The sequence below is a fragment of the Achromobacter sp. 1L-A-4-B-C2 genome (assembly GCF_057291955.1).
Map to the genome: position 1 here is coordinate 82,715 of NZ_JBXAWP010000003.1, position 24,806 is coordinate 107,520.

Annotated in this window: 22 protein-coding genes and 2 tRNA genes; 10 read left to right on the plus strand and 14 right to left on the minus strand. The window is 61.5% G+C overall.

Annotation, left to right across the window (positions count from 1 at the left end; all coding sequences use genetic code 11):
* Window positions 1–40 precede the first annotated feature (40 nt).
* Window positions 41–125 (plus strand) — tRNA-Leu (locus AC0Z35_RS13750).
* A gap of 148 nt (window positions 126–273) precedes the next feature.
* Here the strand turns inward: AC0Z35_RS13750 and AC0Z35_RS13755 are convergent.
* Entirely contained in the window at window positions 274–717 is a 444-nt protein-coding gene (locus AC0Z35_RS13755) for a GNAT family N-acetyltransferase (RefSeq protein ID WP_046805555.1), read from the minus strand.
* Window positions 718–837: 120 nt separating this feature from the next.
* On the opposite strand from AC0Z35_RS13755, the gene AC0Z35_RS13760 reads away from it, so the two are divergent.
* From AC0Z35_RS13760 to AC0Z35_RS13780, 5 genes are all read left to right on the plus strand, one after another.
* Window positions 838–1,737 carry a DMT family transporter gene (locus tag AC0Z35_RS13760; protein ID WP_485132476.1) on the plus strand — a complete coding sequence of 300 codons (900 nt, stop codon included), beginning with the start codon at window positions 838–840 and terminating at the stop codon, window positions 1,735–1,737.
* Between the two features lie 34 nt (window positions 1,738–1,771).
* Window positions 1,772–2,716 carry an AEC family transporter gene (locus AC0Z35_RS13765; protein ID WP_104143255.1) on the plus strand — a complete coding sequence of 315 codons (945 nt, stop codon included), beginning with the start codon at window positions 1,772–1,774 and terminating at the stop codon, window positions 2,714–2,716.
* Window positions 2,717–2,725: 9 nt separating this feature from the next.
* A complete protein-coding gene (locus AC0Z35_RS13770; protein ID WP_120157412.1) occupies window positions 2,726–4,006 on the plus strand; it encodes an arsenic transporter in 1,281 nt (426 codons plus the stop codon).
* A gap of 163 nt (window positions 4,007–4,169) precedes the next feature.
* Window positions 4,170–5,393 carry a YeeE/YedE family protein gene (locus AC0Z35_RS13775; RefSeq protein ID WP_485132475.1) on the plus strand — a complete coding sequence of 408 codons (1,224 nt, stop codon included), beginning with the start codon at window positions 4,170–4,172 and terminating at the stop codon, window positions 5,391–5,393.
* Window positions 5,394–5,508: 115 nt separating this feature from the next.
* Window positions 5,509–7,149, plus strand: a complete 1,641-nt coding sequence (locus AC0Z35_RS13780; protein WP_104143252.1) for an FMN-binding glutamate synthase family protein — start codon at window positions 5,509–5,511, stop codon at window positions 7,147–7,149.
* 54 nt (window positions 7,150–7,203) lie between these two features.
* On the opposite strand, the gene AC0Z35_RS13785 is transcribed toward AC0Z35_RS13780, so the two are convergent.
* Both AC0Z35_RS13785 and AC0Z35_RS13790 read right to left on the minus strand, forming a co-directional pair.
* Entirely contained in the window at window positions 7,204–8,742 is a 1,539-nt protein-coding gene (locus AC0Z35_RS13785) for a phospholipase D-like domain-containing protein (RefSeq protein ID WP_485132474.1), read from the minus strand.
* 12 nt (window positions 8,743–8,754) lie between these two features.
* The gene (locus tag AC0Z35_RS13790; protein WP_046805506.1) at window positions 8,755–9,087 is read right to left on the minus strand and encodes an ElaB/YgaM/YqjD family protein; all 333 of its coding nucleotides are present in this window, start codon (window positions 9,085–9,087) and stop codon (window positions 8,755–8,757) included.
* Between the two features lie 343 nt (window positions 9,088–9,430).
* On the opposite strand from AC0Z35_RS13790, the gene egtD reads away from it, so the two are divergent.
* From egtD to AC0Z35_RS13805, 3 genes are all read left to right on the plus strand, one after another.
* A complete protein-coding gene (egtD, locus tag AC0Z35_RS13795; RefSeq protein ID WP_046805507.1) occupies window positions 9,431–10,408 on the plus strand; it encodes an L-histidine N(alpha)-methyltransferase in 978 nt (325 codons plus the stop codon).
* A gap of 35 nt (window positions 10,409–10,443) precedes the next feature.
* Window positions 10,444–11,760, plus strand: a complete 1,317-nt coding sequence (egtB, locus tag AC0Z35_RS13800; RefSeq protein WP_104143251.1) for an ergothioneine biosynthesis protein EgtB — start codon at window positions 10,444–10,446, stop codon at window positions 11,758–11,760.
* A 137-nt stretch (window positions 11,761–11,897) separates the two neighbouring features.
* Window positions 11,898–11,974: transfer RNA gene (locus AC0Z35_RS13805), tRNA-Met, on the plus strand.
* A 328-nt stretch (window positions 11,975–12,302) separates the two neighbouring features.
* Here the strand turns inward: AC0Z35_RS13805 and AC0Z35_RS13810 are convergent.
* Genes AC0Z35_RS13810 through AC0Z35_RS13825 form a run of 4 tightly spaced genes read right to left on the minus strand, consistent with a single transcriptional unit; the run spans window position 12,303 to window position 14,092 of the window.
* Window positions 12,303–12,791, minus strand: a complete 489-nt coding sequence (locus AC0Z35_RS13810; RefSeq protein ID WP_485132473.1) for a hypothetical protein — start codon at window positions 12,789–12,791, stop codon at window positions 12,303–12,305.
* Window positions 12,788–13,249, minus strand: a complete 462-nt coding sequence (locus AC0Z35_RS13815; protein WP_485132472.1) for a hypothetical protein — start codon at window positions 13,247–13,249, stop codon at window positions 12,788–12,790. Before AC0Z35_RS13815 ends, AC0Z35_RS13810 begins: the two co-directional genes overlap by 4 nt.
* The gene (locus AC0Z35_RS13820; protein ID WP_485132471.1) at window positions 13,233–13,670 is read right to left on the minus strand and encodes a hypothetical protein; all 438 of its coding nucleotides are present in this window, start codon (window positions 13,668–13,670) and stop codon (window positions 13,233–13,235) included. The genes AC0Z35_RS13815 and AC0Z35_RS13820 overlap by 17 nt, the downstream gene beginning before the upstream one ends.
* Complete coding sequence (locus tag AC0Z35_RS13825; RefSeq protein ID WP_485132470.1) at window positions 13,670–14,092, minus strand: M15 family metallopeptidase; 423 nt, start codon at window positions 14,090–14,092, stop codon at window positions 13,670–13,672. The genes AC0Z35_RS13820 and AC0Z35_RS13825 overlap by 1 nt, the downstream gene beginning before the upstream one ends.
* Window positions 14,093–14,176: 84 nt before the next feature.
* On the opposite strand from AC0Z35_RS13825, the gene AC0Z35_RS13830 reads away from it, so the two are divergent.
* Window positions 14,177–15,262, plus strand: coding sequence for an acyltransferase family protein (locus tag AC0Z35_RS13830; protein WP_485132469.1), 1,086 nt, complete (start codon window positions 14,177–14,179; stop codon window positions 15,260–15,262).
* A 128-nt stretch (window positions 15,263–15,390) separates the two neighbouring features.
* Here the strand turns inward: AC0Z35_RS13830 and AC0Z35_RS13835 are convergent, their stop codons facing one another.
* The 7 genes from AC0Z35_RS13835 to AC0Z35_RS13865 all read right to left on the minus strand — a co-directional run bounded on the left by AC0Z35_RS13835 (window position 15,391) and on the right by AC0Z35_RS13865 (window position 24,794).
* Entirely contained in the window at window positions 15,391–16,413 is a 1,023-nt protein-coding gene (locus AC0Z35_RS13835; protein WP_485132468.1) for a hypothetical protein, read from the minus strand.
* 1 nt (window position 16,414) lies between these two features.
* Window positions 16,415–20,287, minus strand: a complete 3,873-nt coding sequence (locus AC0Z35_RS13840; protein WP_485132467.1) for a TipJ family phage tail tip protein — start codon at window positions 20,285–20,287, stop codon at window positions 16,415–16,417.
* Between the two features lie 373 nt (window positions 20,288–20,660).
* On the minus strand, window positions 20,661–21,137 hold the full coding sequence (locus AC0Z35_RS13845) for a DUF1833 family protein (protein ID WP_448717267.1): 477 nt from the start codon (window positions 21,135–21,137) through the stop codon (window positions 20,661–20,663).
* 1 nt (window position 21,138) lies between these two features.
* A complete protein-coding gene (locus AC0Z35_RS13850) occupies window positions 21,139–21,486 on the minus strand; it encodes a hypothetical protein (RefSeq protein WP_485132466.1) in 348 nt (115 codons plus the stop codon).
* Window positions 21,483–23,687 (minus strand): phage tail length tape measure family protein, encoded by a 2,205-nt coding sequence (locus AC0Z35_RS13855; protein WP_485132465.1) that lies wholly within the window; start codon window positions 23,685–23,687, stop codon window positions 21,483–21,485. The genes AC0Z35_RS13850 and AC0Z35_RS13855 overlap by 4 nt, the downstream gene beginning before the upstream one ends.
* A 265-nt stretch (window positions 23,688–23,952) precedes the next feature.
* A complete protein-coding gene (locus tag AC0Z35_RS13860) occupies window positions 23,953–24,318 on the minus strand; it encodes a phage tail assembly chaperone family protein, TAC (protein ID WP_485132464.1) in 366 nt (121 codons plus the stop codon).
* Window positions 24,315–24,794, minus strand: coding sequence for a phage tail tube protein (locus AC0Z35_RS13865; RefSeq protein ID WP_485132463.1), 480 nt, complete (start codon window positions 24,792–24,794; stop codon window positions 24,315–24,317). The genes AC0Z35_RS13860 and AC0Z35_RS13865 overlap by 4 nt, the downstream gene beginning before the upstream one ends.
* Between the last annotated feature and the right edge of the window lie 12 nt (window positions 24,795–24,806).

Consider the following 24,806-nt stretch of genomic DNA (forward strand, 5'->3'; position numbering starts at 1 on the left):
AGAAACGACGCGCAAGCGACGCAACACGTGAAGCATCAGCGCCCAGGTGGCGGAATTGGTAGACGCGCACGGTTCAGGTCCGTGTGCCGCAAGGTGTGGAGGTTCGAGTCCTCTCCTGGGCACCAATTATTACATCACGAGGTACCTGTCGTGATGCGCCAAGAAAAACCCCGATCGTGAAAACGACCGGGGTTTTTTCTTTTGCATGCGGCCGGCGTCAAGACAATACTCGCGGCGATACTCCCGGCAATACGCACGGCATTATGCGCCGCACTACTTCAGCTCGCGCGTCATCACGACGTGCGGAATTCCAGCTTCCACGAATTCCTCGCCTTCGACGACAAAGCCGTGCGCCTGATAGAAGCCGGCGGCGTGCGTCTGCGCATGCAACACCAGCATGCGGTGGCCATCGCCATGGCCCTGCTCGATCAGGGCATCCAGCAACAGCCCGCCCACGCCCATGCCGCGCGCCCGCTTCTGCACGGCCATGCGGCCGATGTGCCCGTCGGGCAGCAAGCGCCCCGTACCCATTGGCGTGCCGTCCGGCCCGTACGCCACGGCGTGCACCGATAGCGCGTCGTCGTCATCCAGTTCGACCTCGGGCGGCACCTTTTGCTCGACGACGAATACCTCGTAGCGAACCGCACTGGCGTCTTCGCGCAGCCGGTCCCAGGTGCCCAATGCAATACGCACCGCTGATTTTTTTTGGGTCGACATCTTCATTTCCCTCGCGAGCGGCAATCAACAATAAATATCCTACGCCGCATTCTCAAGCGGGAATGATACCGGCACGAAAAGGGGTACGATCGCGGCTTGCCCCCGTTGCCCGCATCCAACATGACACCCGCCGCTCCGCCCTGGTTGAAAGCCGCTCCCGCGCTTTTCCTGTTGCTGTGGTCCAGCGGTTTCGTCGTGTTGAAAATCGGTCTGGCCTATGCCGACCCGCTGACGTTCCTGGCCGTGCGCTACGCCTGCGTGGTGCTGATCCTGGCGCCGTTCATGCTGGTGCTGCGTCCCGCCCTGCCCCGTGGCGCGCGCGCCTGGGGGCATCTGGCGATGGTGGGCCTGCTGCTGCAAGCCGGCTATTTCTGCTGCACCTATCTATCGCTGAAACTGGGCATGTCAGCCGGCGGGCTGGCCCTGATCGCGTCATTGCAACCCATCCTGATCGGCCTGCTGGCCCCATTGATCGCTCACGAGCGCGTCGACGCGCGGCGCTGGGCGGGGCTGGGACTGGGCGTGGCGGGCGCTGTGCTGGTGATCGTGGCCAAGGCATCCATCGACGTGCTGGCGCCACTGGGGCTGCTGTTCGCCGTTGGCGCGCTGCTTTGCATCACCAGCGGCACGCTTTACGAAAAGCGTTTTGGGGTGGCCACGCATCCGGTCACGTCCAACCTTCTGCAATACGCCGTCGGCCTGGCAGTGACCGCGCCGCTGGCATTCTGGCTGGAACCCATGCGCATCGAATGGACCGGTCCGCTGCTTGCCGCGTTGGCTTATCTCGTAGTGGGCAATTCGCTGGTGGCCATCACCTTGTTGTTGACCATGATCCGCCACGGTGAAGCGTCCCGCGTGTCCGCCCTTTTCTTCATGGTGCCGCCTTGCACCGCCGTGTTTGCGTTGATGGCCCTGGGCGAACCGATACCCATGTTGGCGTGGCCCGGCATGGCGCTGGCCGCCCTTGGCATCCTGCTGGTCACCCGCAACCCGCGCCCGCGCCCGCGCCAAGTAGAATGAGCGCCTTCCCGCGCCCACGCCCCCATCACCACCGATGAACGCCGTCATTACCGCCGCCCTGCCGGTCTTTGCGCTGATCCTGACCGGCTGGCTGGCCGCCCGCGGCAAGGTGCTGGGACCCGGCGCCACCGACGCGCTGAACCGCTATGTCGTCTACCTGTCGCTGCCGGCGCTGCTGTTTCGGGCAATGACGCAGGTAGACCTGACGCACATGGCGCATTGGGGTTTTGTCGCCGCCTTCGCGGGCGGCATCGCCGTGACCTTCCTGGTGTCTTTCCTGCCCGGCCGTGGCGGGCGCCGCGCACTGACCGACCGCAGCATCGAAGGCCTGGCCGCGTCGTATGCCAATGCCGGCTACATGGGCATTCCGCTGTGCGTGGCGCTGTTCGGCGCGGAAAGCCTGGCGCCGGCCGCCTTCACCACCCTGCTGACCGCCAGCGTGCTGTTCGGCTTTGCCATCGCGCTGATCGAATTCGACCGGCAACAAGCCCCGAACCCCGCCGCCACGCTATTGAAGGTAGGCCGCGCCTTGATGCGCAACCCCTTGCTGGCCGCGCCGGTCCTCGGGCTGGCATGGGCCGCCACCGGGCTGACCCTGCCCGAAGGCATAGACCGCTACGTCGCGCTGCTGGGCGCGTCCGCCAGCCCCTGCGCGCTGGTCACCATCGGCCTGTTCCTGGCGCAGACTGAAACCGCCACCGCCGGCCCCGGCGTGCTGCGCCTGGTGACCGGGAAGTTGTTGCTGCAACCGGCCGTCACCGCGGTGCTGGCCTTTTATGTTTTTTCGATGCCACCGCTGTGGGCATGGACGGCCGTGCTGATGAGCGCGCTGCCCATCGGCACCGGCCCCTTCATGCTGGCCAAGATGTACGGGCGCGATGCCCGCCTGACTTCGCGCGCCATCCTGGTTTCCACCGTCGCCTCCGTGTTGACCGTCAGCCTGCTGGTCGCGTGGATCAGTGCCCACCCCATTTCTTGATTGATCGTCATGCTGCTTGCCGCCGCCATCTTCATTCTTACCATCACGCTGGTCATCTGGCAGCCGAGAGGCTTGTCCATAGGCTGGAGCGCCGTCATCGGCGCTGGCCTGGCGCTGGCCACGGGCGTGGTGCACCTGGCCGACATCGCGGACGTCTGGCGCATTGTCTGGAACGCCACCGCCACCTTTATCGCTATCATCGTCACCAGCCTGATCCTGGACGAAGCCGGCTTCTTTGAATGGTCGGCCTTGCACGTCGCGCGTTGGGGCGGCGGGCGCGGACGGCTGCTGTTCGTGTTGATCGTGCTGCTGGGCGCGGCGGTGTCGGCGCTGTTCGCCAATGACGGCGCAGCGCTGATCCTGACGCCTATCGTCATGGAAATGCTGCTTGCGCTGGGCTTCGGGCCGGGCGCGTCATTGGCCTTTGTGATGGCGGCGGGGTTTATTGCCGACACGGGCAGCATCGCGCTCATTGTCTCGAATCTGGTGAACATCGTGTCGGCCGATTTCTTCGGCATCGGCTTTGGCGAATATGCGTCGGTGATGCTGCCCGTCAACCTGATGGCCGTGGGCTCCACGCTGGTGGTGCTGCTGCTGTTTTTCCGCAAGAGCATTCCGCCGCGCTACGACGTCAGCCAATTGCCGAGCCCGGCGTCCGCCATTCGCGACCCCATCACCTTTCGTGCCGGCTGGATCGTGCTGGCCTTGCTGCTTGCCGGCTTCTTCGTGCTGGAGCCCATGGGCATTCCGGTCAGCGCCATTGCCGCGGCCGGTGCGCTGGGCCTGCTGGTCATCGCCGGCCGCCAGCACATCGTGGGCACGCGCAAGATCATGCGCGAGGCGCCCTGGCACATCGTGATTTTTTCCTTGGGCATGTACCTGGTCGTCTACGGCCTGCGCAACGCCGGCCTGACCGCGCACCTGGCGCAGGTGCTGGACCGCTGCGCCGAATACGGACTGTGGGGCGCGGCGATGGGCACGGGCCTGATCACCGCGTTCCTGTCGTCCGTCATGAACAACCTGCCCACGGTGCTGGTGGGCGCGCTGTCCATTGCGGACACCAGCGCCACCGGTCCGCTGAAAGACGCCATGATCTACGCCAACATCATCGGCAGCGACCTGGGGCCGAAAATCACGCCGATCGGCAGCCTGGCGACGCTGCTCTGGCTGCATGTGCTGGCGCGCAAAGGGCTGCGGATCACGTGGGGCTATTACTTCAAGGTGGGCATTGTGCTGACGTTGCCGGTGCTGCTGCTGACGCTGGCCGCGCTGGTGTGGCGGCTGCAATAGCGCGGCGACCGTCCCTCTGCTTTTAATAACTTTTAGTTATTACGCAAGCACAAATAGATGGTTTGAGCCATTAAACCGCCGCCGTAAACTTTCAAGCATCTCCACGGGCGCCCCTACACGCGCCCGTTTGCTTTGAACCGATTCAATCCCCCCGGGATGCCCCATGAGTTCCAACGCCTCGACCTTGCCCCTGCCCTCGGCCCTGCCGCCGCTGCACATCAACCGCAAGCCCTTGTGGATTGCGCTGCTGCTGTTGCTGGCCGGCGCGCTCTATCTGCTTCAAACCGTCAGCTGGCGCCAGGGCGCACTGTGGGTGATTGGCGCTCTGCTGGGCGTCACGCTGTATCACGCATCTTTCGGCTTTACGCAGGCCTGGCGCGTGTTCGTGTCCGACCGCCGCGGCGCGGGCCTGCGTGCGCAGATGCTGATGTTGGGCGTGGGCGTGCTGCTGTTCTTCCCGTTCCTGGCCGCCGGCACGCTGTTCGGCCAACCCGTCACCGGCTTCGTATCGCCCCCGGGCGTGTCCGTGGTGCTGGGCGCGTTCCTGTTCGGCATCGGCATGCAGCTGGGCGGCGGTTGCGCGTCGGGCACGCTGTTCGCCGTGGGCGGCGGCAACACGCGCATGCTGGTCACGCTGCTGTTCTTCATTGTGGGCTCGGTCGTTGCCACGGCCAATTTCAGCTGGTGGTCGACGCTGCCCGCCTTGGCGCCCACATCGTTGATCAAGACCTGGGGCCTGGCGCCCGCGTTGATCGCCAACCTGGTGGTTTTTGCCCTGATCGCCTGGGGTACCACCGCGCTTGAAAAGCGTCGCCACGGCCACGTGATTTCCTTTGCCTCGCGCACCGCGCGCCCCGTTTCCCTGCTGCAAGGCCCGTGGCCGCTGATCTGGGGCGGCGTTGCGCTGGTCGTGTTGAACTTCGCCACGCTGGCGCTGGCCGGCCGCCCGTGGGGCATCACATCCGCCTTTGCCTTGTGGGGCGCCAAAGCCTTGAACGCCGTCAGCGGCGATGTGGCCGGCTGGACGTACTGGAGCAAGCAGCCTTCGCTGGGCGCGCCGCTGCGCCAGGACGTCACCACCGTCATGGACATCGGCCTGATGCTGGGCGCGCTGGCCGCCGCCAGCGCCGCCGGTAAATTCGCCCCCGTCTGGAAGGTGCCCGCACGCTCGCTGGCCGGCGCCGTCATCGGCGGCCTGTTGCTGGGATATGGCGCTCGCTTGGCCTTCGGTTGCAACATCGGCGCGTACTTCAGCGGCATCCTGTCGGGCAGCCTGCATGCCTGGCTGTGGCTGCCGGCCGCCTTCGCGGGCAGCGCGCTGGGCGTGCGCTTGCGCCCCGCCTTCGGCCTGGCCGTCGAGAAAACGCCCCCGGCTTCCAGCTGCTGACGGCCCGCTGCTGAAAAACTGTGTTCCACGCATCGCCCCCTTTTCAGGGGGCTTTTCTTTTTTCGGCCGCGCCGGCTGGTGTATGGTGGCGTCACTTGCGCACCCCGGAGAGAACATGAGCTGGATGCTTGGCCGTTACACGGCCTTTTTATTGACCCTTGCCGGCGCTGCCGTCACCGCTTTCCTGGCGGCTACCGATTCACTGTGGTGGCTATGGGCCGCCGTTCCGCTGGCGATGCTGGGCGCGCTTGGCGTCTACGACCTGATCCAGACGCGCCACGCCATCCGGCGCAACTATCCCGTCATCGGCAACCTGCGCTTTCTGTTCGAGTTCATCCGCCCCGAGATCCGCCAGTATTTCCTGGAAGACGACACGCAGGCCGCGCCCTTCTCGCGCGCGCAACGTTCCATTGTTTATCAGCGCGCCAAGCGCGAAATCGACAAGCGCCCCTTCGGCACGCAGGAAGACGTGTACGGCGACCGCTACGAATGGATCAACCATTCCATGTCGCCCTCGCACATCAATGACACGGACTTTCGTGTCACGGTGGGCGGCCCGGACTGCACGCAGCCCTATTCGATGTCTGCCTTCAACGTGTCGGCCATGAGCTTTGGCGCGCTGTCGGCCAACGCCGTGCTGGCATTGAACGAAGGCGCGCGCCAAGGGGATTTTGCGCACGACACTGGCGAAGGCGGCATCAGCCGCTACCACCGCCAGCCGGGGGGCAGCCTGGTGTGGAACATCGGGTCGGGTTACTTCGGATGCCGCGACGAACAGGGGGCATTCTCCGAAGAAGCCTTCATCAAGAACGCCTGTACGCCGCAGGTGAAGATGATTGAAATCAAGCTGTCGCAGGGCGCCAAGCCCGGCCATGGCGGTATCTTGCCCGCCAGCAAGGTCACGCTGGAAATCGCCGAAGCGCGCGGCGTGGCCGCGTGGCAGGATTGCAACTCCCCAGCCAGCCATTCGGCTTTCGACACGCCTATCGGCTTGATGAAATTCGTGGCGCGGCTACGAGAACTGTCGGGCGGCAAACCGGTAGGATTCAAGTTCTGCGTGGGCCACCCCTGGGAATGGTTCGCCATCGTCAAGGCCATGCTGGAAACCGGCATCACGCCGGACTTCATCGTGGTGGACGGCGCGGAAGGCGGCACGGGCGCGGCGCCGGTTGAATTCGTGGACCACGTAGGCACACCGCTGCGCGAAGCGCTGCGCCTGGTGCACAACACCTTGATCGGCGTGAACCTGCGCGACCGCATCAAGATCGGCGCATCCGGAAAAATCATTACGGCCTTCGACATGGCGCGCGTCATGGCGATGGGCGCCGACTGGTGCAATGCGGCGCGCGGTTTCATGTTCGCCATCGGTTGCATCCAGGCTCAGGCCTGCCATACCGGCAAATGCCCCACCGGCGTCACCACACAAGACCCGCTGCGCCAGCGCGCCCTGGTGGTGCCCGACAAGGCCCAGCGCGTGGCCAACTTTCATCGCAATACGCTGCACGCGCTGGCCGAGCTTCTGGCGGCGGCGGGCCTGACGCACCCGGGCCAACTGCGCCCGCATCACATCGCACGCCGCATCTCGTCCAGCGAAATCCGTTTGTTGTCGGCGCTGTTTCCGGAGTTGGCGCCAGGTGAACTGCTGCGAGGCGAATTCCGGCATCAGGTGTTTCGCGTGGGCTGGGCCATGGCCCAGGCGCAATCGTTCCAACCCACGCAAGACATCACCACGGCGCTGGCCGAGCACCGCGCCTAGCCACGCAGCGCTGACCGCTTGAGACAGCTTGGGGCGGATGGTCGGACGCGGGCGCTACAGCCAGCGTTCGAACATCCGCGAAAAGAACTCCATGAACCGATCGTCCACCCCACGCTGCCGCCAGGTTGCCGGGGTGATGGGCACGGAATCGGCAACGTCGCGCTGGAACAGCGCTTCCATTTCGCCGGCGAATTCCGGGCCCAGCACGACCGCGTTGATCTCGTAGTTCAGCGCGAAACTGCGCCAGTCCATATTGCTGGACCCCACCGTGGACCAGACGCCGTCCACCACCGCCGTCTTGGCATGCAACAAGGCATCGCGGCGCTCGTAGAGCTTGACGCCGGCTTCCAGCAGATCGGTGTAATGCGAGCGGCCGGCGTTAAAGACCAGCGACGAATCGCTGAACCCGGGCAACACCAACACCACATCGACACCGCGCCGCGCGGCGGCCGATAGCACGTCGATAAAGGCCGGGTCGGGCACGAAGTACGCCATGGTGATGTGGATGGATTTCTGCGCGCTTTCAAATGCCGACATCAGCGTCAGATAGACGGTATAGCCGTCGCTGCGATCGGGTTGATTCGCCAGGATGCGCACGGTGGTCGACCCCGTCGGCGGCGCGACATGCGTGCCGCCGCCCTTGATCGGTTCATCCGATTGCGACGCCCATCCGGCCTGAATCACCTGTTCCAGCTGCGCCACGGCCGGCCCTTCGATGCGCAAGTGCGTATCGCGCCATGGCGCGGCCTTGGCATCGCCCTTGGCCTTCGGGCCGTCTTGTTTTTCATCGTCCGGCTTGGCATCAGCCTCTTTGCCCGCGCCGCTGCCCGAGCCGCCACTGGATTTACCACCCGACCCGGGGGTCGAGCCCGAGGCCGACCCCGGCGACGACTCATAAACGCTGCTGACATTGATGCCGCCCAGGTAGCCGACCTTGCCATCAACCACCAGCACCTTGCGGTGATTACGCTGGTTCGGTGACCACCCCGCGCGCGCGGCGACCGGGTTGACGGGGTTGAACACCGCCACCTGAACGCCTGCGTCGCGCAAGCGTTGAAACAAGGCGTCGGGCGTCTTGATGGTGCCCACCGCGTCGACCATCAAAGACACTTCGGCGCCGCGATTGCGCGCGGCGATAAGCGCCTCGGCAAAGCGCGCGCCTTCGGCATCGTCTTCAAAAATATAGGTCTCCATGTGCACATAGCGGCGCGCCTGTGCAATGGATTTCAGCATCGCTTGATAGGTCGTGGGCCCGTCGGCCAGCAATTTGACCTGATTGCCGGGCGACAGAGGCGCGCCGCTGACGGCTTGCTCGACCGCCAGGTGACGCGCCAGGAAATCATCCTTCGGCGTGTTGGGGTCGGCAACAATGCCTTGGCCGCGCCGGTAGCTTTCGCGTGCGGCCTCGGCGGACAGCCCGGCCTGTTCTTTACGGGCCTGGCGTTCATCGGCGTCCGGCACCCGGGCGCAGGCCGCCAGCAGCGTGGCCGCGCACGCCAGCACCAATGCGTGCGCCCAACGACGCGCGCCGGGCAGCCACGAAGGCGCGCCCGGCGCGCGTACTACCCGGCCCAAGGCCGGTGGTGGTCTCATGGCGACTTCGGCTTAACGCCGGCCGCTGGCCACCAGGCAGCCCAGCAAGGCGCCTACCAATGCCGCCACGCCCACCGACTTCCAGGCATGTTCGTGCACGTATTCATCGGCGTAGGCCTTGGCGCGATAAGCACGTTCGCGTGCCGCGCCTTCCCAATCACCCGCATGGTGGCGCGCTTCGGCAAGTTGCGACTTCAGCCGAGCACGGGCGGATTCAATCTCGGAGCCCGTATAAGAAGCCGTCGAACGCAAGAGGTCTTCGGTTCCAGAGAGCAGATCGCGGAAGCTGTCGTTGACCCGGTCACGGTGCAGAGCCATCTCGGCGCGTTGGTGCTTTCGATTCATAGTCGCTCCTTTGAAGATTGGGGTCGCAAGGGGGGAGAGCCACGCCGCGTTGCCGCAACGTCAACGACGCCACCCCGTTGACCATGTCCCCATTGTGCCGATCATTTGGCGGCGCCGCTCCAGCTTTCGCAACCAGCCGTAATCCGATATTTCAGCGGCCCGAAACTTGCTGTAGGGCTACCGCGAAGCGCCGGGCGGGCGGCATCCCTGGTTCGGCCCGCTGCTTCGATTTCGTAAAAGTCCATTGCATTCAGCGGCTTAGCGCTTGACACCGCAGCCCCCCTGGCCGCCACAATAACCCCCTTGCAATGCGCTTCAACTGCCTCAAAAAAGGAATGAACGCATGGTTTCCCCTTCCGCAATGCTTGCCCCCGCAGCGCCGTCTTTCGTGGCGCACGAGGCCCAGGCCCCCCGTCCCGAACAGGCAGAGCTGCGGGACGGCCTGCTGGATGATCCGGCGCATATCGACCCCAAGTTTCTGTACGACGCGCTGGGTTCGTCGCTGTTCACGGCCATTACCCAACTGCCCGAGTACTACCCGACGCGCTGCGAAGCCGAGATTTTTCAGAATCACGCCCACGACATCGCACGCCACATCGGGCCGGTGCAGTCGATGATCGATCTGGGCGCGGGCGATTGCGTCAAGGCCGAGCGCCTGTTCGCGCGCTTACGCCCCCAGCACTACATCCCCATCGATATCTCGGCCGATTATCTTCAAGCCGCCGTGGAACGCCTGCGCTTGTCGTACCCCGACCTGGAAGTGACTCCGGTGGGCCAGGATTTCTCACAAATTCTTGCGTTGCCGGCGGGCGTTCCGCCAGCGCAGCGCCTGTTCTTCTACCCCGGTTCCAGCATTGGCAACCTGAATCCGGACAGTGCGCTTGCCATGCTCAAGCGCATCCGCGCGCAATGCGCCGGTGGCGGACTGCTGGTGGGGGTAGACCGGGTCAAGCCCAAGCAGGTGCTTGAGCCTGCCTATGACGATGCACTACACCTGACCGCGGCGTTCAATCTGAACTTGCTACGGCACGTGAACAACGTGCTGGACAGCGATTTCGACGTGGCCGACTGGCGCCACGTCGCCCTGTTCAACAGCGCCCGGTCGCGCGTGGAAATGCATCTTGAAGCGCTACGCGCGGTGCGTGTGTCGTGGCCCGGGGGCCAGCGCGAATTTCGCGAAGGCGAACGCATCCATACCGAAAATTCCTACAAGTTCACGCCGCAAGCGTTCTCGGACCTGCTGCAACGCGCCGGCTTTGGCGACATTGCCCACTGGTCGGATTCGCGCGGCTGGTTTTCGGTTTTCAGCGCCCGTGCATGACGCGGGCAGTTCATCAACGCCACTGGAGGATCGCCATGGAACCTGCCTGCCTGCTGACTCACCCCGCCACCGGACCCTACGCAAGCGGGCAGGCCGGCCAGCATGACCGCTACGACGCGGTGCGGTCCACCAGCACCGCGCTTGCAGCGCCGCTCAGTCCTGAAGACTGCCAAGTGCAGTCCATGCCGGACTGTAGCCCCGTCAAGTGGCACCTGGCGCACACCACCTGGTTTTTCGAGACCTTCCTGCTGACGCATTTCCACCCGGCCTACAGCGTGTTTCACCCGCAGTACAGGATGCTGTTCAATTCCTACTACAACGCCATCGGCGCCAAGCATCCGCGACCGCAGCGTGGGCTGTTGTCGCGCCCTGCCCTGTCCGAGGTCCAGCAATATCGGCAGCATGTCGACGCGGCCATGCACGACCTGATTTCGCGGCTGGGCGGCAATGATCCTGCGTTTGATGCCCTGCTTGAACTGGGCTTGAACCATGAACAGCAACATCAGGAATTGATCCTGACTGACCTTAAGCACATGCTGTCCTTCAATCCCCTCAAGCCCGCGTACGTGGCGCCGGGCTCGCCCGCACTGCCGCCGGCCACGCCGGCCGGGTGGACGCGCTATGGCGGCGGCATTACGCGCATCGGCCACGACGGCCGCGGTTTTGGTTTTGACAATGAAGGCCCGGCGCATGAGGTGCTGCTGGGGCCTTACTACCTGGCCGACCGCCTGGTCACCCAACACGAGTTTCTGGAATTCATCCGCGACGGCGGCTATAAGCGGCCCGAACTGTGGCTGTCGGCAGGTTGGGACCGCGTGTGCGCCGAGGGCTGGCGCGCGCCGCTTTATTGGCAAGGCCAACGCGACGACTGGCAGGTCTTCACGCTACGCGGCCTGCGGGAAGTGGAATTGCAGGCGCCCGTCACGCACGTCAGCTACTACGAAGCCGATGCCTATGCGCGCTGGGCCCGGGTGCGCTTGCCGCGCGAGGCGGAATGGGAACACGCCGCGCGCCAGCAGACCGACCCCGTGTTTCCCGGCCGCGCCAACATGCTGGAAAACGGCCACCTGGACCCGCGTCCCGCGCCCGCGCGCAATGCGTCCGGCGGACCGGTCCAGCTGTTTGGCGACGCCTGGGAATGGACCGCAAGTTCGTACGAAGCCTATCCCGGCTACAAGCCCGACGCAGGCGCGGTGGGCGAATACAACGGCAAGTTCATGTGCAACCAATACGTGTTGCGCGGCGGCTCGTGCGTGACGCCGCGCGACCATGTCCGGGCCAGCTACCGCAACTTTTTTCCACCGGAAGCGCGCTGGCAGTTTTCGGGTATTCGGCTGGCCAGGGATGCGTGAAAAGGCACGCTGATTTTTCGCTTGCCGCCCGCTTGCACGCGAAAAAAGTTTTATGCTAGAATTTCGTTCTTCGTTGATCAGCGACACGGATTTGGAAACAAACCGGGCACTGAAAAACGGGGAAAGCAGGACAAGTTGGCGCATTAGCTCAGCCGGTTAGAGCGACGGAATCATAATCCGCAGGTCCCCTGTTCGAATCAGGGATGCGCCACCAAGAATACCAAGGCCCGCACACTGTTGCGGGCCTTTTGCTTTGCTCCGCAATTACCCTTGCGCTCCGCAAAATAGGTCATATACTGGATGCATAAACAGCAATCGGATATGTCGTACCTCAAGCCCATGCCCCCAAAGCTCGGCGGGTGCTGGACCTGTACCCACTGGCACGGCGAAACAACCGACCAGGGACGCAGGCCGTACTGCCGCCGCGATCCTGGCCACCGCATCGCCCCTGTCTACCCAGATGAGGGGTGCGGATCATGGGTGCGCGAGATCGGGGCGGACGATGAGATCAAGCTGGTGAAGGACCGGGGGCCGCGGGAGACTTAACGTTTGGCTTTGGCTACCGCGCTTGCCCAGGCGTGGCCAGCCCTCAATCCGTCGATGGTTCGGTCAGCATCTGCTGCCAGCGCTGCATATTCGTCCGTGCACGTTTTGAGAACATCCCAGGCTCGGGTAGCGGCTTGTTCAGAGACTCCGGCGCGGGCGGCAGCTTGGGCGGCTCGGGCACGCTGGGCAGCGATGGCGTCCCGCAGGCCGTCAGCGCTAGCAGCAAGAAGATCGCGATCAGCGATAGATAGACGAGTTGCTTCATTGGCTTCCTCTAGGCGAGCCGCATAATCGGTCGCCAACTCCTGTTCCTGGCGCCGGTACTGCGCCTCGATCTGGCGGGCATTGGCTGCCGCCTCCAGTTGCGTGCGCGTGACACCCTCTGCTTCCCGATGCGACCCGTACCAAGCCACACCAAGGCCCAGGGCCAGCAGCGCCCCGGCACCGATCAGATAGGGAAGCGCGGCCCGCAGCAGCGGGTTCATGGCGTGTTCAACCATTCCGGGACTTGGGCTGGGGCAGCAGGTGCTGGCGCAAGTACTTCTTCCACCTTCCTGACTGCCGTGCTGGCCGACTTGGCCGCGGCCGTGGCTTTCGTCGCAGCGGTGCCGGCCTTGGTCGCGGCTCCTTTGGCAGCCTTGATGGCGCCTTCGGCAGCATCTGCGGCCTTATCCACCTTGTCCGCGGCCTGCTCTGCCGTGCCCGCCGCGCGGCTCACGGTTGCCGACATGGCAGCCAGCGCTTGGCGGTAGTCTTCGCGCTGCTGGTGGTTCGCATCCACCTGCTCGGCAATGGCAACGATGGCCGTTTTCCACGTCAGCAGGCTGCCCAGCGCGTAGCCCCCGCCGAAGATCGCCGCGACAAGCAAAACTGCGTAAATATTACGCAGCACGCGTGCCAGCTTCGGGTGCCGGCATAGACACCATTCATGCAGCTTTTCCACGGACTTCCTCCTTGAGTGCGGTCACCTGGGATTTGAGGTCGGCGATGGTCTGCGCTTGAAATTCCGCCCGCTCAGTCAGCGCAGCGACCTGGGCCTGGAACTTCGCCAGCTCCAGGTAGATTTCGTTGCGCTGCTTGTGCGCCTCATTGGCGGAAATGCGCGCGGCCTCAGCGGCCTGGCGCTCGACTGCCAACTGGCCTTCTAGTCGTTCAATAGCGTCCTTTTCCGACTTGGCACCGGCCAGCGACACGCCAAGCCGTGCCGTTAGGATCGGGAGCACCTTCCATACAGCACCACCCCCGATAAGAGTCGCCACCAGATATCCGACGATCTGGGAAAGCGTCAGCGGCTCGCCGGCCGCCGCTGCGCTCACCGCATCCGCACCCACCACGGACAGCATGAATCCCAGGTTCTCCTGCATCACGCCTCCGTGGCCGTGCGCGACTTCCATTCACGCGGGATCTGGAAATGGGGGCCGTCCTTGAACGTCTTCCAATTGCCGCCCCACTCCACCGGCACGCCTAGCTCGGACGCGCACGAGTTCACGACGTCGGCCAGGTCCTTGAACTTGGACCAGTCGTCCCACGGGATGGCCCCGCCGATCAGCGGCGCCAGGTCCACGGCGTGGCCCAGCCCGTCCGCCTGCGGCAGGTGGTGGCTATTCATGGTCTGGCTGGCACCCTTGGCGACGTATTCGCGCTGCTGCGCGACCGTGCGCACGCCCTCCACCACCGTGAAATCCACGGGCGTGCGCTGAATCGCCAGCTTCACCACGTCGACCAGATCGGGATGCACGCCGACAAGCCGCGTCAGGCTGCGCTGCGAAAGTTGGAACTTGCTCATTACAGTCGCCTCCAGGCGTAAAAAAACCCGCCGGAGCGGGTCGGATTAATTGGTCCTACAATCACCCAAAAAACCGGTGACAAAATGCGTGAGACATACCTGGATGGTCTAAGGGGCTGGGCGTCCCTATTCGTAGTCTTTGGCCACCTCGGCCCGGTATTTCTGTTGGCAGGACATTCATTCCCGCCTCTCCCATTTTTCCTAGATGCCCGGCTGGCCGTGTTTGTTTTCTTCGTCCTGTCTGGGTACGTCCTTTCCATCGGCTACTTCCAGACCGGAAACCGGATAGACGTTTTGTCCCTGGCGCTACGTCGATATCCTCGGCTCACCATTCCCATCGCCGCCTCCGTGGTTATCGCGTATCTGGTCAGCATGTCTGGGCTTGCGCACAACCATACCGCTGGCTTGGCAGCGGGGAGCCCTTGGCTTTCACTCGGCTTTAGCACCGCGCCCAGCGGCCTTGACGTCTTGCGGTTCGCCTTCCTGGACGTGTACCGGTTTCCGCCCGTAGACGCGATTTTCCTTAACGCCGCCCTATGGACGATGCCTTTTGAATTGCTAGGGTCGTTTCTCATATTTGCAGTGCTGCTGGCTTGCGGCTCATCACGAGTTGTGCAGGTCGCGGCCGTCTGCACCTTCTGCGCGTTCACATGGTGGGCCAATTCCTACTTGCTTCCATTCGCCCTCGGCATGGGGATCGCGCTCATGAAATCCGCGATGCGGCCCAGACCAACACGCGCCGCAAACCTTTTTGCGCTGGCCTGCTTGGCATTGACACTGGTGGCGGCCGGGCTTCGCTTCCCTGCTGACGGCACCATCCCACTTTCGGTTACCTCGGCGGCGATTCTCGGTTCCTGTATCCTGTCGCCCACCGCCCAGCACTTCCTAGACCTGCCGATTTCTCAATGGCTCGCGCGCATTTCCTTTCCGCTCTACCTGACCCATCTGACCGCCTTCTACACCGTGGGGGCCGGTATGTATCTCTGGTTGGGGGATGGCGGCCAAGTCAGCGCAGAGGGCGCGGTTGCAGTCGCTGGCGCGGCCACGATTACCGCGCTAGCCCTCGCAGCCGCGTTCCTACCCGTGGAGAAATTTTCGGTATCAGCCGGGCGAACTTTCAGCCGCTTCGTTATCCGGCTGGTCACCAAGCCCTTGCGCGCTGGGGCCTGATTCCGGCGTGTTTCCAGCATCTATCCAAGCAAGATACGCCTGATAGTCGGCGTTCTCAGGATGCACAGGAATGGAAGTGGAATCGGTTGTCCGGTAAATGGTCGTGCTGTCGATAATTCGGTACATAGTCAGAGCTCCGCAGAAATGGTGATGGTGGCACCCACAGCGTTGCCGATGAGCTTCGACGAACTTCCCTGCACCAAGGCGGCAGAGTTTGCAGTTGCGCCGATGCCGGCAGAGGAATCGCTAATGGCGTTGAATATCAGTGAAGACAGTCCGACAGCGCCACCACCCGACGCTGTTACAGCGATTGCCCCGCTATTCGTAATCGAGGGGGGGGCACGCATCGGGCCAAACTCAAGAAGCCCTTCAGCGACTGTGGTGCTGACAACTTGGCACATGCCGTAAATACGGGCAGATGCGACAGTGCGTAGAACCCGCGTATACCAGACGCACAGATCCATTTCGGCTTTCGTTGGACGATTCTCAAACGTGGTTGGGTTGAGACCCGCTTCAAACTGAGGTAGCGAGAGCGTACCGGTACCAAACTCAATATTGGTGTTCGTGCCCCCGGTCACCGTGCCGGTCACGGGGCTTGTTGCGAAGCCGCCCGCGGCAATTCGCCCCGTCGCGGTGCCGGTCCAAGAAAGCGCATGGTCACCCGACCGAAGATTGTTCCCTTCGACGACTTGGACGAGCGTACCCGCCGAGATCGTTAGCGTCGTCACTCCTGCGGACGTGGAGAACGTATAGGTGCATCCACCGCTACCAGCCTTCCAGCGGTCATGCCCATAGGCACCAGCGGCGAGCGTAACGGTTCCGGAAACGGCGCGCTGATTGATGTTGAACTTGCCGTTAATGAGCAAGTTCTTGAACCCGCCAGTCGGGATCAGACCGCTTGCTGCATCGCTCTGGTAGAAAGGTCGCTCAAACACCCGTCCAACCTCCACCCAAGCTGTTCCAGCCGCATTGCGGCGGTAGACGACTCCAGTGGACGTGTTGGCCCAGGTCATGAACGGCGCCGCCAGAGCTGCTGGGTCCGTATCTCCCGCGAAGTCCGTGGCAACGGTTGCGATTGCAGCATTGGCTTGCTGCACCATCTGGAGACCGGGGAGCGGAGGCGTAGTAGAAATCGCGATAGTTTCTTGCATATCAATACCCTTGTGCTAGCCAATTGACCACGCGCTCCACCGGAGTCGCATTGTTAAACATCTGAATGTTGAAACCCTCTTCGGGATCCACATCTTGGAGAACGGACGACCAATCGCCGTCCACGGCGTCAATCGTCGTGACCTGAAGATTCGGCTTCATGTGGAAGTGCTTCGGAAAATTGACCCTTAGGCCACCAGCCGGGACCGTAACGCCGGTGCCAGACTGAACTAGGTCTGGAACGTCGATGGTCCAAGAGAAGTGACGGACAAACGGAACGATCAGCGGCTGATCCGTTTCCAGGACAAGGCGCACGTTGAAATAACGAGCGTTGATCGTCCCGGGGATGTAGTCCTGCCACTCGCCAAACACACCGTCGTCCAGCGCCGACTGGATCTGAGGCCGGACTCGGTAGTGCTGGCGGTTGGAGTCATTGAGAACGTCCACTTCGCTCAGAACGTCGGCTAGGGCAAGGAAGTCTTCGCCGAAATTCAACGCGTATTCGTCGATCTCAAAATCCACGCGAACGGGCGCGACGTAGCCAAGATCCACGATGTTGGATGCGTTCGTGGTGTAGGTTCCGGAGGTTCCAACCCCGCCGAACCACAGGACATCTTCCAACCCAAGTACATTAGGTGCGGACAAAATGTCGCCCACGCCCACAAGGGTAAGTTCACCATCATGGACGTATGCACCTCCTGAGAGGGTTCCGCTCCACGCCGGATCCTCTTGCACGGTGACCAGAACGTTCCGTACCAGAACGGCGCCGGAGATTTGGACGCTGTCCGCCGGCCCATAGATCGTCACGCCACGTGTCTGGAACCGGGCTGCCACGAAGTACGTACCATTTCCGACAGCCAACATGTCCAAGTTGCGCGTCGTTCCAACGGTTCGGGAATTAGCCCACGAACTGCCCAGCCGAACCTCATAGTCCGGCTGGCGAATATCGACGACAGGGTTCCAGACGAGAGTGGTAAGCCCATCTCTGAAGACGCTTGTCAGCCCAGTCAGTGCAGGCAGCGGAGAAAGCAGACCTTGAACCGTATAAGTCGCGGTGAATGGCTGCCCCGTTCCGACTGCGTTGATGGGCCGAATAGCCGCGACAAGGACATCACCGGTCTTCGCCGAAATGGTCGCCTGTCGTGCTTCAGTCGTGAACGGCTGCTGCGCAATACCATTGATCGAATAGTTGATCTGGACCCGGCTAGAAATGGAGATGGTCCAGTCAATTTGCACATCAATGGAGTCGTTCTGTACGCTGCGAATTGCTTCATTGAAACGTACGGAAAAGATCACCCCACCGAGCAAAGCCCCATCCCTGGGCGGTGTGTAGATGTAGGGATTGTTTTCGCTTGCGTAGTACCCAGGGTCATCGTCTATGGCCGAGAATTTCACCCCTTCCGCTGACGGCTCCACACTGGTGATCTTGAACCGCCTTCCGGGCATCTCCAGCGGTCCGAACTGCCACACCCAATCCAGGGGAGTCACGTCCTCGTAAGGCGCGTCGCCGGGCATCTTGAAGCCGCCCAAATCGGTGACTATCTGAAACTCTGTCACCTCTCCCACAGCAGACGTCACAGACACCACTTTCATATTCCCTGCCGGATCTCGCAACAGGGCGATCCCATTGCCATCGGACGGAACCTGGCTGTCGAGAACAACCTTGGGCAGAACGGAGCCGGAGCCACTTGAGCTTCCTGGCATCATGCGGCCCGAGTAACCCCACACTGTTAGATCGTGGGTAAGACGGATGACGTCGCCTTTAGTCGCAACGAATCCTTCAATGTCTGTCTCAAACGTCGCACGTCTACGGTGCCAGACCTGAGAAGCAGCAATAAGATTCGCCTCTCGCCCCGCCATATCAACGTTGGTGCAACCGTCAAGATCTAACTGCAAAGGATTGTTGGTTGCCGCCGCGCCAGGCACGATTACCCGAACTTCATTGAGAGTCCAATTTCTCGCTTCATCCACAAAACTGAGGACGATTTCGTCCACAGTGGATTCGTTGGTGTATGCCAACTGGAACGACCCAGCCCTGATATTGAAGGGGCCGAAGGTGGCCACTTCTGGCAAATTCTCAGCGTTCCAAACTACGCCCAACTTGCCAGTCTGTTGCGTCTTGGCAGCGCGACCCGCTCTGGCGATGGTGTCGAGAGCATCGGCCGAACTGACCTTACGGTCCAGCACATAGTTAAACGTCAAACGGTTCGCATCACACCATGCAGCCCATGCTTTGATACCTTCTATGTCGATGTCGGAATCCGCTAGGCCAACTCCATACATGCGGCGTCCGGAAGGGTCTCGGCGGCCCCTGGCAAACCATAGAAACCACCACGCCGGATTGGACGTCTCCTGATTCACCCAACTGCTGCCGTTCCAAACGGGGCATGTTGCGCTACCGATCGCGCTAAATTCGTCTACGGCGCCGTTCAACTGCCCGGTCGCCTTTATTCGCAGAGCGATCCGAGCTTGGCCAGTGTAGTCAGCGGGATCTCCTTGATATGCGAGGATTTGACTCACCGCAGTCTCATTTGACTCTCGGCTGTCGTTGACGTCCGGAGTCACCTTCATCACTCGCACTTCGAACTGCCGGCCTTGCGCACCAGGGACATCCCAGTTTATTTGGGCGCGTGTGGGCTCTTGCCTATTTCCCCAAAGCCGATATCCAGGACTACCAGGGGTAACCATAGGGTCAGGCGCGATACCCTGCCAGGGCTGACCCAGTTGGTAAGGATGCGGAACCCACATCCATTGACCCGTGTAGACCTGGCCTGTTACGGGATCAGCTTGCATGAAGATCTCGCCTTCAGTGTGATCCCCGTAGTTGGTCGTGCCCATCATCACCTGAGTCGTGCCACCCGGAAACAAACGGGCCGACCAATAATGTGTGGCATACACCGCATTGATATAGCCGAGTTCTAGCCAATCGGTCGTGCCCACCTGGCGATACTGAATCCGGAAGTCCACGCGCCGGCTTTCCATCGAACCGTCATCCGCCACTCTGAATAGGCGAGACGCCAATTCAACGGTGATGGAGTAAACGGAAGGAGGCGTTGTGCGGGTCTGCCAGCCGTCAGTAGCATTCAGCGAGAAGCCCTGAAGCGTATCCACATTCCCAGGGAACATCGACAGGACTCCGTCGGGTCCCGCACGCTGCATCTGAACACCGTCATACGACTCAATCGGGGTGTTCCCAATCTTGAAATCACGAAGGTTCAGATCCATCCCTTGCAGGCCAAAATTGAAGACCTGATTCAGAAACTGATCATCGCCGAGCTGATTCGTCCACGTATTCGCGCCTAGGTCGGGAACAATCCGATGGCGCCCCATGATTATTGGTAGCGGCTCCCAAGGGCGGGGTCGGTTGCGTCCTCCCTGGATCGCGTACGTCGGACTCGACTCGTATTTCTGGCCAGCGCCCAACTTGGCGGCGGTAGGCAGGGGCATCGGAAGAAGCGCATTGATCAAGACCGTTCCAGCCAACATGATCACGCTACTACCAATCGCTCCCGCTGTAGCACCCGTAAACCCAAGTGCCCCTCCTAAAGCCGCGCCATAACCAGCGCTGACGATGACCAGAGCGACGAGCGCCACCGTGCGCAAGATCTTGCCACCACCGCCGCCGCCTTCCATCTTGGCGCGAACAATGATCTGGTCGCCCTGCCGAGGGATGAGTCGGCGCCAGAGAGCAGAGGGCACTCGCCTTCCGTTCTGCCAGACATCCATCGGAGCTTCGACCACCCTCAGCCCGATACGGTCTAAGTAAGCTCCCAAAGTCTCGCCGGGCAGAAACGCCGCGTAGCAGAGGCTCTTTCCATTGGCAGTCACCGGATGCGGAAGGTGGACAAGCGACGGGGTAGACTTTACGACTTCCACCGGTAATACCCCTCAAGCTTGAAGTGAATGCGCGTCATGTCTCGTAAGCGCTGACGGATGACTGAGCCGGCCGATTTGTCCGCGTGCAGGACCCACCATTCGTGAGCGATCCAACACATGACGCCGATGTGGCAGAGCCGTCCTCGACCTATAAACAATGCCGGGCATCCGTCCGTCGCGTTCTCGACGCGCTCGGCCAGATCCTCCCGGCATTCGATGATTTGTGCCGACTGATCGCGCAGAGATTGAGCATGCGAAACCGGGAGATGCGGCCGAACACCGAATACTTCGGCCGACACTCTGGCGGCAAGGGCCGCACAATCTCCAGTCTCCGGAACGTAAGGCAACCCGACGTACTTATCTGACCAGTGCATCACCACAGACCCGGCGCCGTCTTGGGGTCGTAGCGCACGGCCACAGCGCTTTGCCCCAATGTGTTCTGGTACCCCAGGACTCCGCTTACCACCAAGTTGTTCACGACCAGACCCGTAAGGTCCATCGTCATGTCGAATTCAATAAGGTTCGGGTCACTGCGCAGTACCTGAATAATTCTGCAACGTGCCCCCTTCCCGCCTCTGCTGAACTCAAGCCATTGCGTTAGCTCGCGCCCAACGTTGTCAACCTCAAGACGTGCTTGAGGTAGCTGCTGCTCTTTGTCATCCGGCAACGCTACGCGGAACGCGGTGGCGAAGTACTCGTCGCCCTGGATAGTTATGTTCTGGCTGTCGTTGACAAATCGAGCAGGGACTACCAGATCAGGGTGCAGGATCTCTACGGCAACAAGGAACGGCTCGTCCGCGCTCGTAGCAAGTAAGTTCTGCTGGGCAGCATCCGAATAATTGACCGGCATATCAGCCCACCGTCTCTATCTGCCCGGACGCGCGCCAGACCTTTCCGGGGCTCGACCATTGGAGCGTTCCATCAACGATCCGCGTTTGCTTGGTTATGCCGTCCAAAGGATCGACCCAATCAAACCAGCCAGTACTGCCAGCAAGATCCACCCGCCGCCACTGGTCAAATGCAATCTTGTCGGCCACTGAATCCACGTGAATGGTCACGGTGCGACGAACAATCGCCAACGATCGTGTTGGACGTTGCTTAGCAATCCCGCTATCCATCTCGGTCCGTAGAACTCCATAATCAGCCTCTTCAGTAAAGCCGGACAGAAGGATCTTTGCGTACGCGGGGAACACGCTCATGCTGGCATCCCCTTGATAGCCTTAGCCGTATCACCGTTGCGTTGGATATCACGCACTACGATGCGGATCACTTCGCCTTGCGCATCAAAGGACCGGTTGGCACTGGAAACTTGCTGCGGAGTGCCGTTGTTCACGATCTCAACGCGGGTGTTGGAGCCCGCCACGGACGGCATCGAACCGGCGCCCACATAGCCGCCATCCGCATATCCCTTCAGGCGGTCCAGAAACCCAACACCGAGCCTACGGGTGGCATCAGCTGGGATCACATATTCGCCAGCGTGGACAATTCCTGCTGGGTCGTACTTGCCTCCGGCGCCGGTATAACCGCCACTCGCAAAAGTTCGAGTCATGCCGTCAAAGCTTCCAACCGCAGTGCCCCCAGACGTGTAGTTGGGAGATGCCGAGATAGAACTTCCGAACAACGAGGCAGCAATACCCCCGACCAAACCGCCGATCTGACCCGTTTTCCCATAATCGCCGAACAGCACTCCAGCCAGGTTTGCAGCAGCCGCATCGGCTGCCATGCGGGTCAACGTATCGGCGAACTTCTGACCGATGTCATCAAAGTTTCCAGATAGGATGCTGTACAAGCCATCACCGAGAGAATTTTGGATGCTGCGCGCCGCTTCACGGGCGAACTCGTCCATTTCAGATGCCGTGTCCTGAGACACCTTAGACATCTTCTCGAGATGGGCCTGAGTCTCTGCATAGGCCTTGTTCTGCTCGTTGATGAAGTCGAGCGTTTGTGCCGACGCCAAGGCCTCATCTTTTTGGGCCTGGGTCTTGAAGGTCACAGACCCAATACGAACTTGCTCTAGGAGCTTTTCGTACTCGGTCTCCTTCCCGACTAGGGCGATGCGCTGGTTCATCTGATCGATCAGCTTCTGACCTTGATCAATCTTTTCCTTGCTGCTTCCTCCGCCACCACCAGCAGATGACGCGGTAGCTCGGATCGGATCTAGCGTTGGGGTCGGAGCGCCGGTCTCGTCGACACCGGAAAGGCCCTCCATCAACTTCTTGTCTTGGGCGCCTAAACGTCCCTGCGCGAACACTAGCCGCGCCTCTCCCGCCTTGATCGCCTCCTGAATGGCGTTGATGCGCTGCTGATAGTTCTCGTTTTGCTCAAAGCCAAACATGTTCTCCGACTTGCCGGAAGGATTGGCCGCCTGCGCCGCCCTGAGCTTCTCGACTGCCTCACGGTTCTCGTTCAACCGCCTTGTAATATTTTCGACTTCCTTTGCCGGATCCGAGTCGCCAAAGATGGTATCGGCGACCTTGACATTGATCGCTTCTAGCCAGCTATCCGCTGCCCTAGCCGCCTTGGTGAACTCATTGATTACCGTAACCAGGCCGGTCGCGACTTCTGCCAGGAACTGCGTGAATGCTGCAAACGTCGCCTTGGTTTCGGACGATCCGAGAAGATCTGTAAAGTCGTTCACTGCCGACGTAAGGCCATTGACACTGCCGTCATCGCCGGTCATGAGATCGTCAATCTGGTTCTGCAACGCTTGCAGCGCACCGCCGAGGGTGTTCCTCGCGGCTTCCGCAGCCCCACCGTAGGACGACTCCAAAGCCTTAAGGACAACATCCTGAGCTTCTGCTACGCGCCCGGTATCTTCCAGAGACTTGACCAACTTCTTCTGCTCTTCCGTAAACCGGAAGCCCTGCTTCGAAAGAGCATCCAAGCCCTTGCTTGGCACATCAAGGGCCTTGCCCACAGTTTCTGCCGACTGCTCAACCGTCATGCCCAAGCGAACGGACATATCGATGGCGGCCTGGAGCGCCCTCGGGAATTCTTCCCCTACAACTCCCGTATAGGAAAGCAACCGGGTTTGAGCGCGGTTAATGTCGCCTTCGCTAACAAACCCGGCCATACCACTGGCCATCTTGTTCAGTTCAGACGCGGTAAAGCCTGCTGCATTGCCCGTGGATTTGAGAACGGCCGCCAACTGAGCCTGTTCATTTTGGGCGTTCTTCGTCTCCTCGATGAACTTGCCGAAGATCGTACCCACCCCGACACCCAGCAATGCACCGCTCAGCAGCCCGGTGAATGCGCCGCTAACTGAGGTGGCCGCATCCTTCGCCTGCTTCTCGATCTCCTTGAATCGCTTCTCGGAAATCTTGGACGCACGTTGGGCATCCGTCTCAAACGAACCCGTCTTCATGAGCAGGTCTACGACGATGCTGCCGGCTGTTGCCATTAGGTATCCTGAGGTTTAAAGCCAAACGCCTTCAACGTGCGCAAATCGGCGTCTGTGTGTTCTTTGACGAGGGGGTGGGCCAGCCAGTCAATCAACGGTCCAACGTCGCTTCCGCCCATGCTCCTGGCAACCAGAGCAGCTGGTCGGTGATACCGGTGCATGTCGTCGAATGGGAATCGCTCGTAAAAGTGCATCCACCGTTCGAATTCCATCCGAGACATGCTTGCCTGTAGCTCGGCAATCGTGCGACCGCCGAGCGCCAGCGCTAGGACGTGCCAGAACCATTCGTCGCTTCCGGCCCGGATGCTTTTCCCGCTTCATCCTTTCCATATCCGTTTGCCTCCAACGCGGCACGGAAAATGGCGTTCATCGGCGCCGGCTTCAGCTCGCAGGCCTGGTCGAACGTCAAAGCCGGTTGACCGTCTTCTTTGCACAGGCTCGCGGCGATGAGAATCGCCATTGCCTTTGATCGCTGCTCAAGGTCTTCCGAACGCGCGGCGACGGCGTACTTGGCAAACACGACACCTGAGTACTCCCGGAAATGCAGCTTGTGCTTGGTACCGTCAGCCAACTCGACTTCGCGTTCGTGAACGTTAGGAGTTACGAATAGGGACTTATCCAGCATGCTCATGCCTTCGGCGTCAGGATGACCGGGCCGGAACGCTGAATCGTCAGCGTGCCGCGCACAATCTCATTGGTGGCAATGTCCAGATTCAAGTCGGCGATGTAGCCTTCGAACTTGATGCTGGATCGTCCTGCCGGAGGGTCGATCTCGTCGTTCGAATCCAGCGTCGGGGCGGCCGTGCCGTCAGACAGCAGGACGATCCAGTCCAGCACATCGCGGCGAGCCTTCATGTCGAACAGATCCTGTTGCGACGCGTTCGTCGGGATGAAGTTGAAGGGGACCGAAACCTGGCCAGGGTTGCCGAGGCCGCCCGTGTATTCCTTGTCGTCCTGCGTGTCCAGGCAGGTGGTTTCCAACTGATCTGCGGCGCCACCCAGGCCGGTAATGCCGGTAGGGCAAGCCATCTTCACCAACACAGGCGTCGAGTCGGCAGTCTTGAAGTACAGCTCGGTACCTTGGGTTTTTACGATTCCAGCGGTCATTGCGGGCTCCAA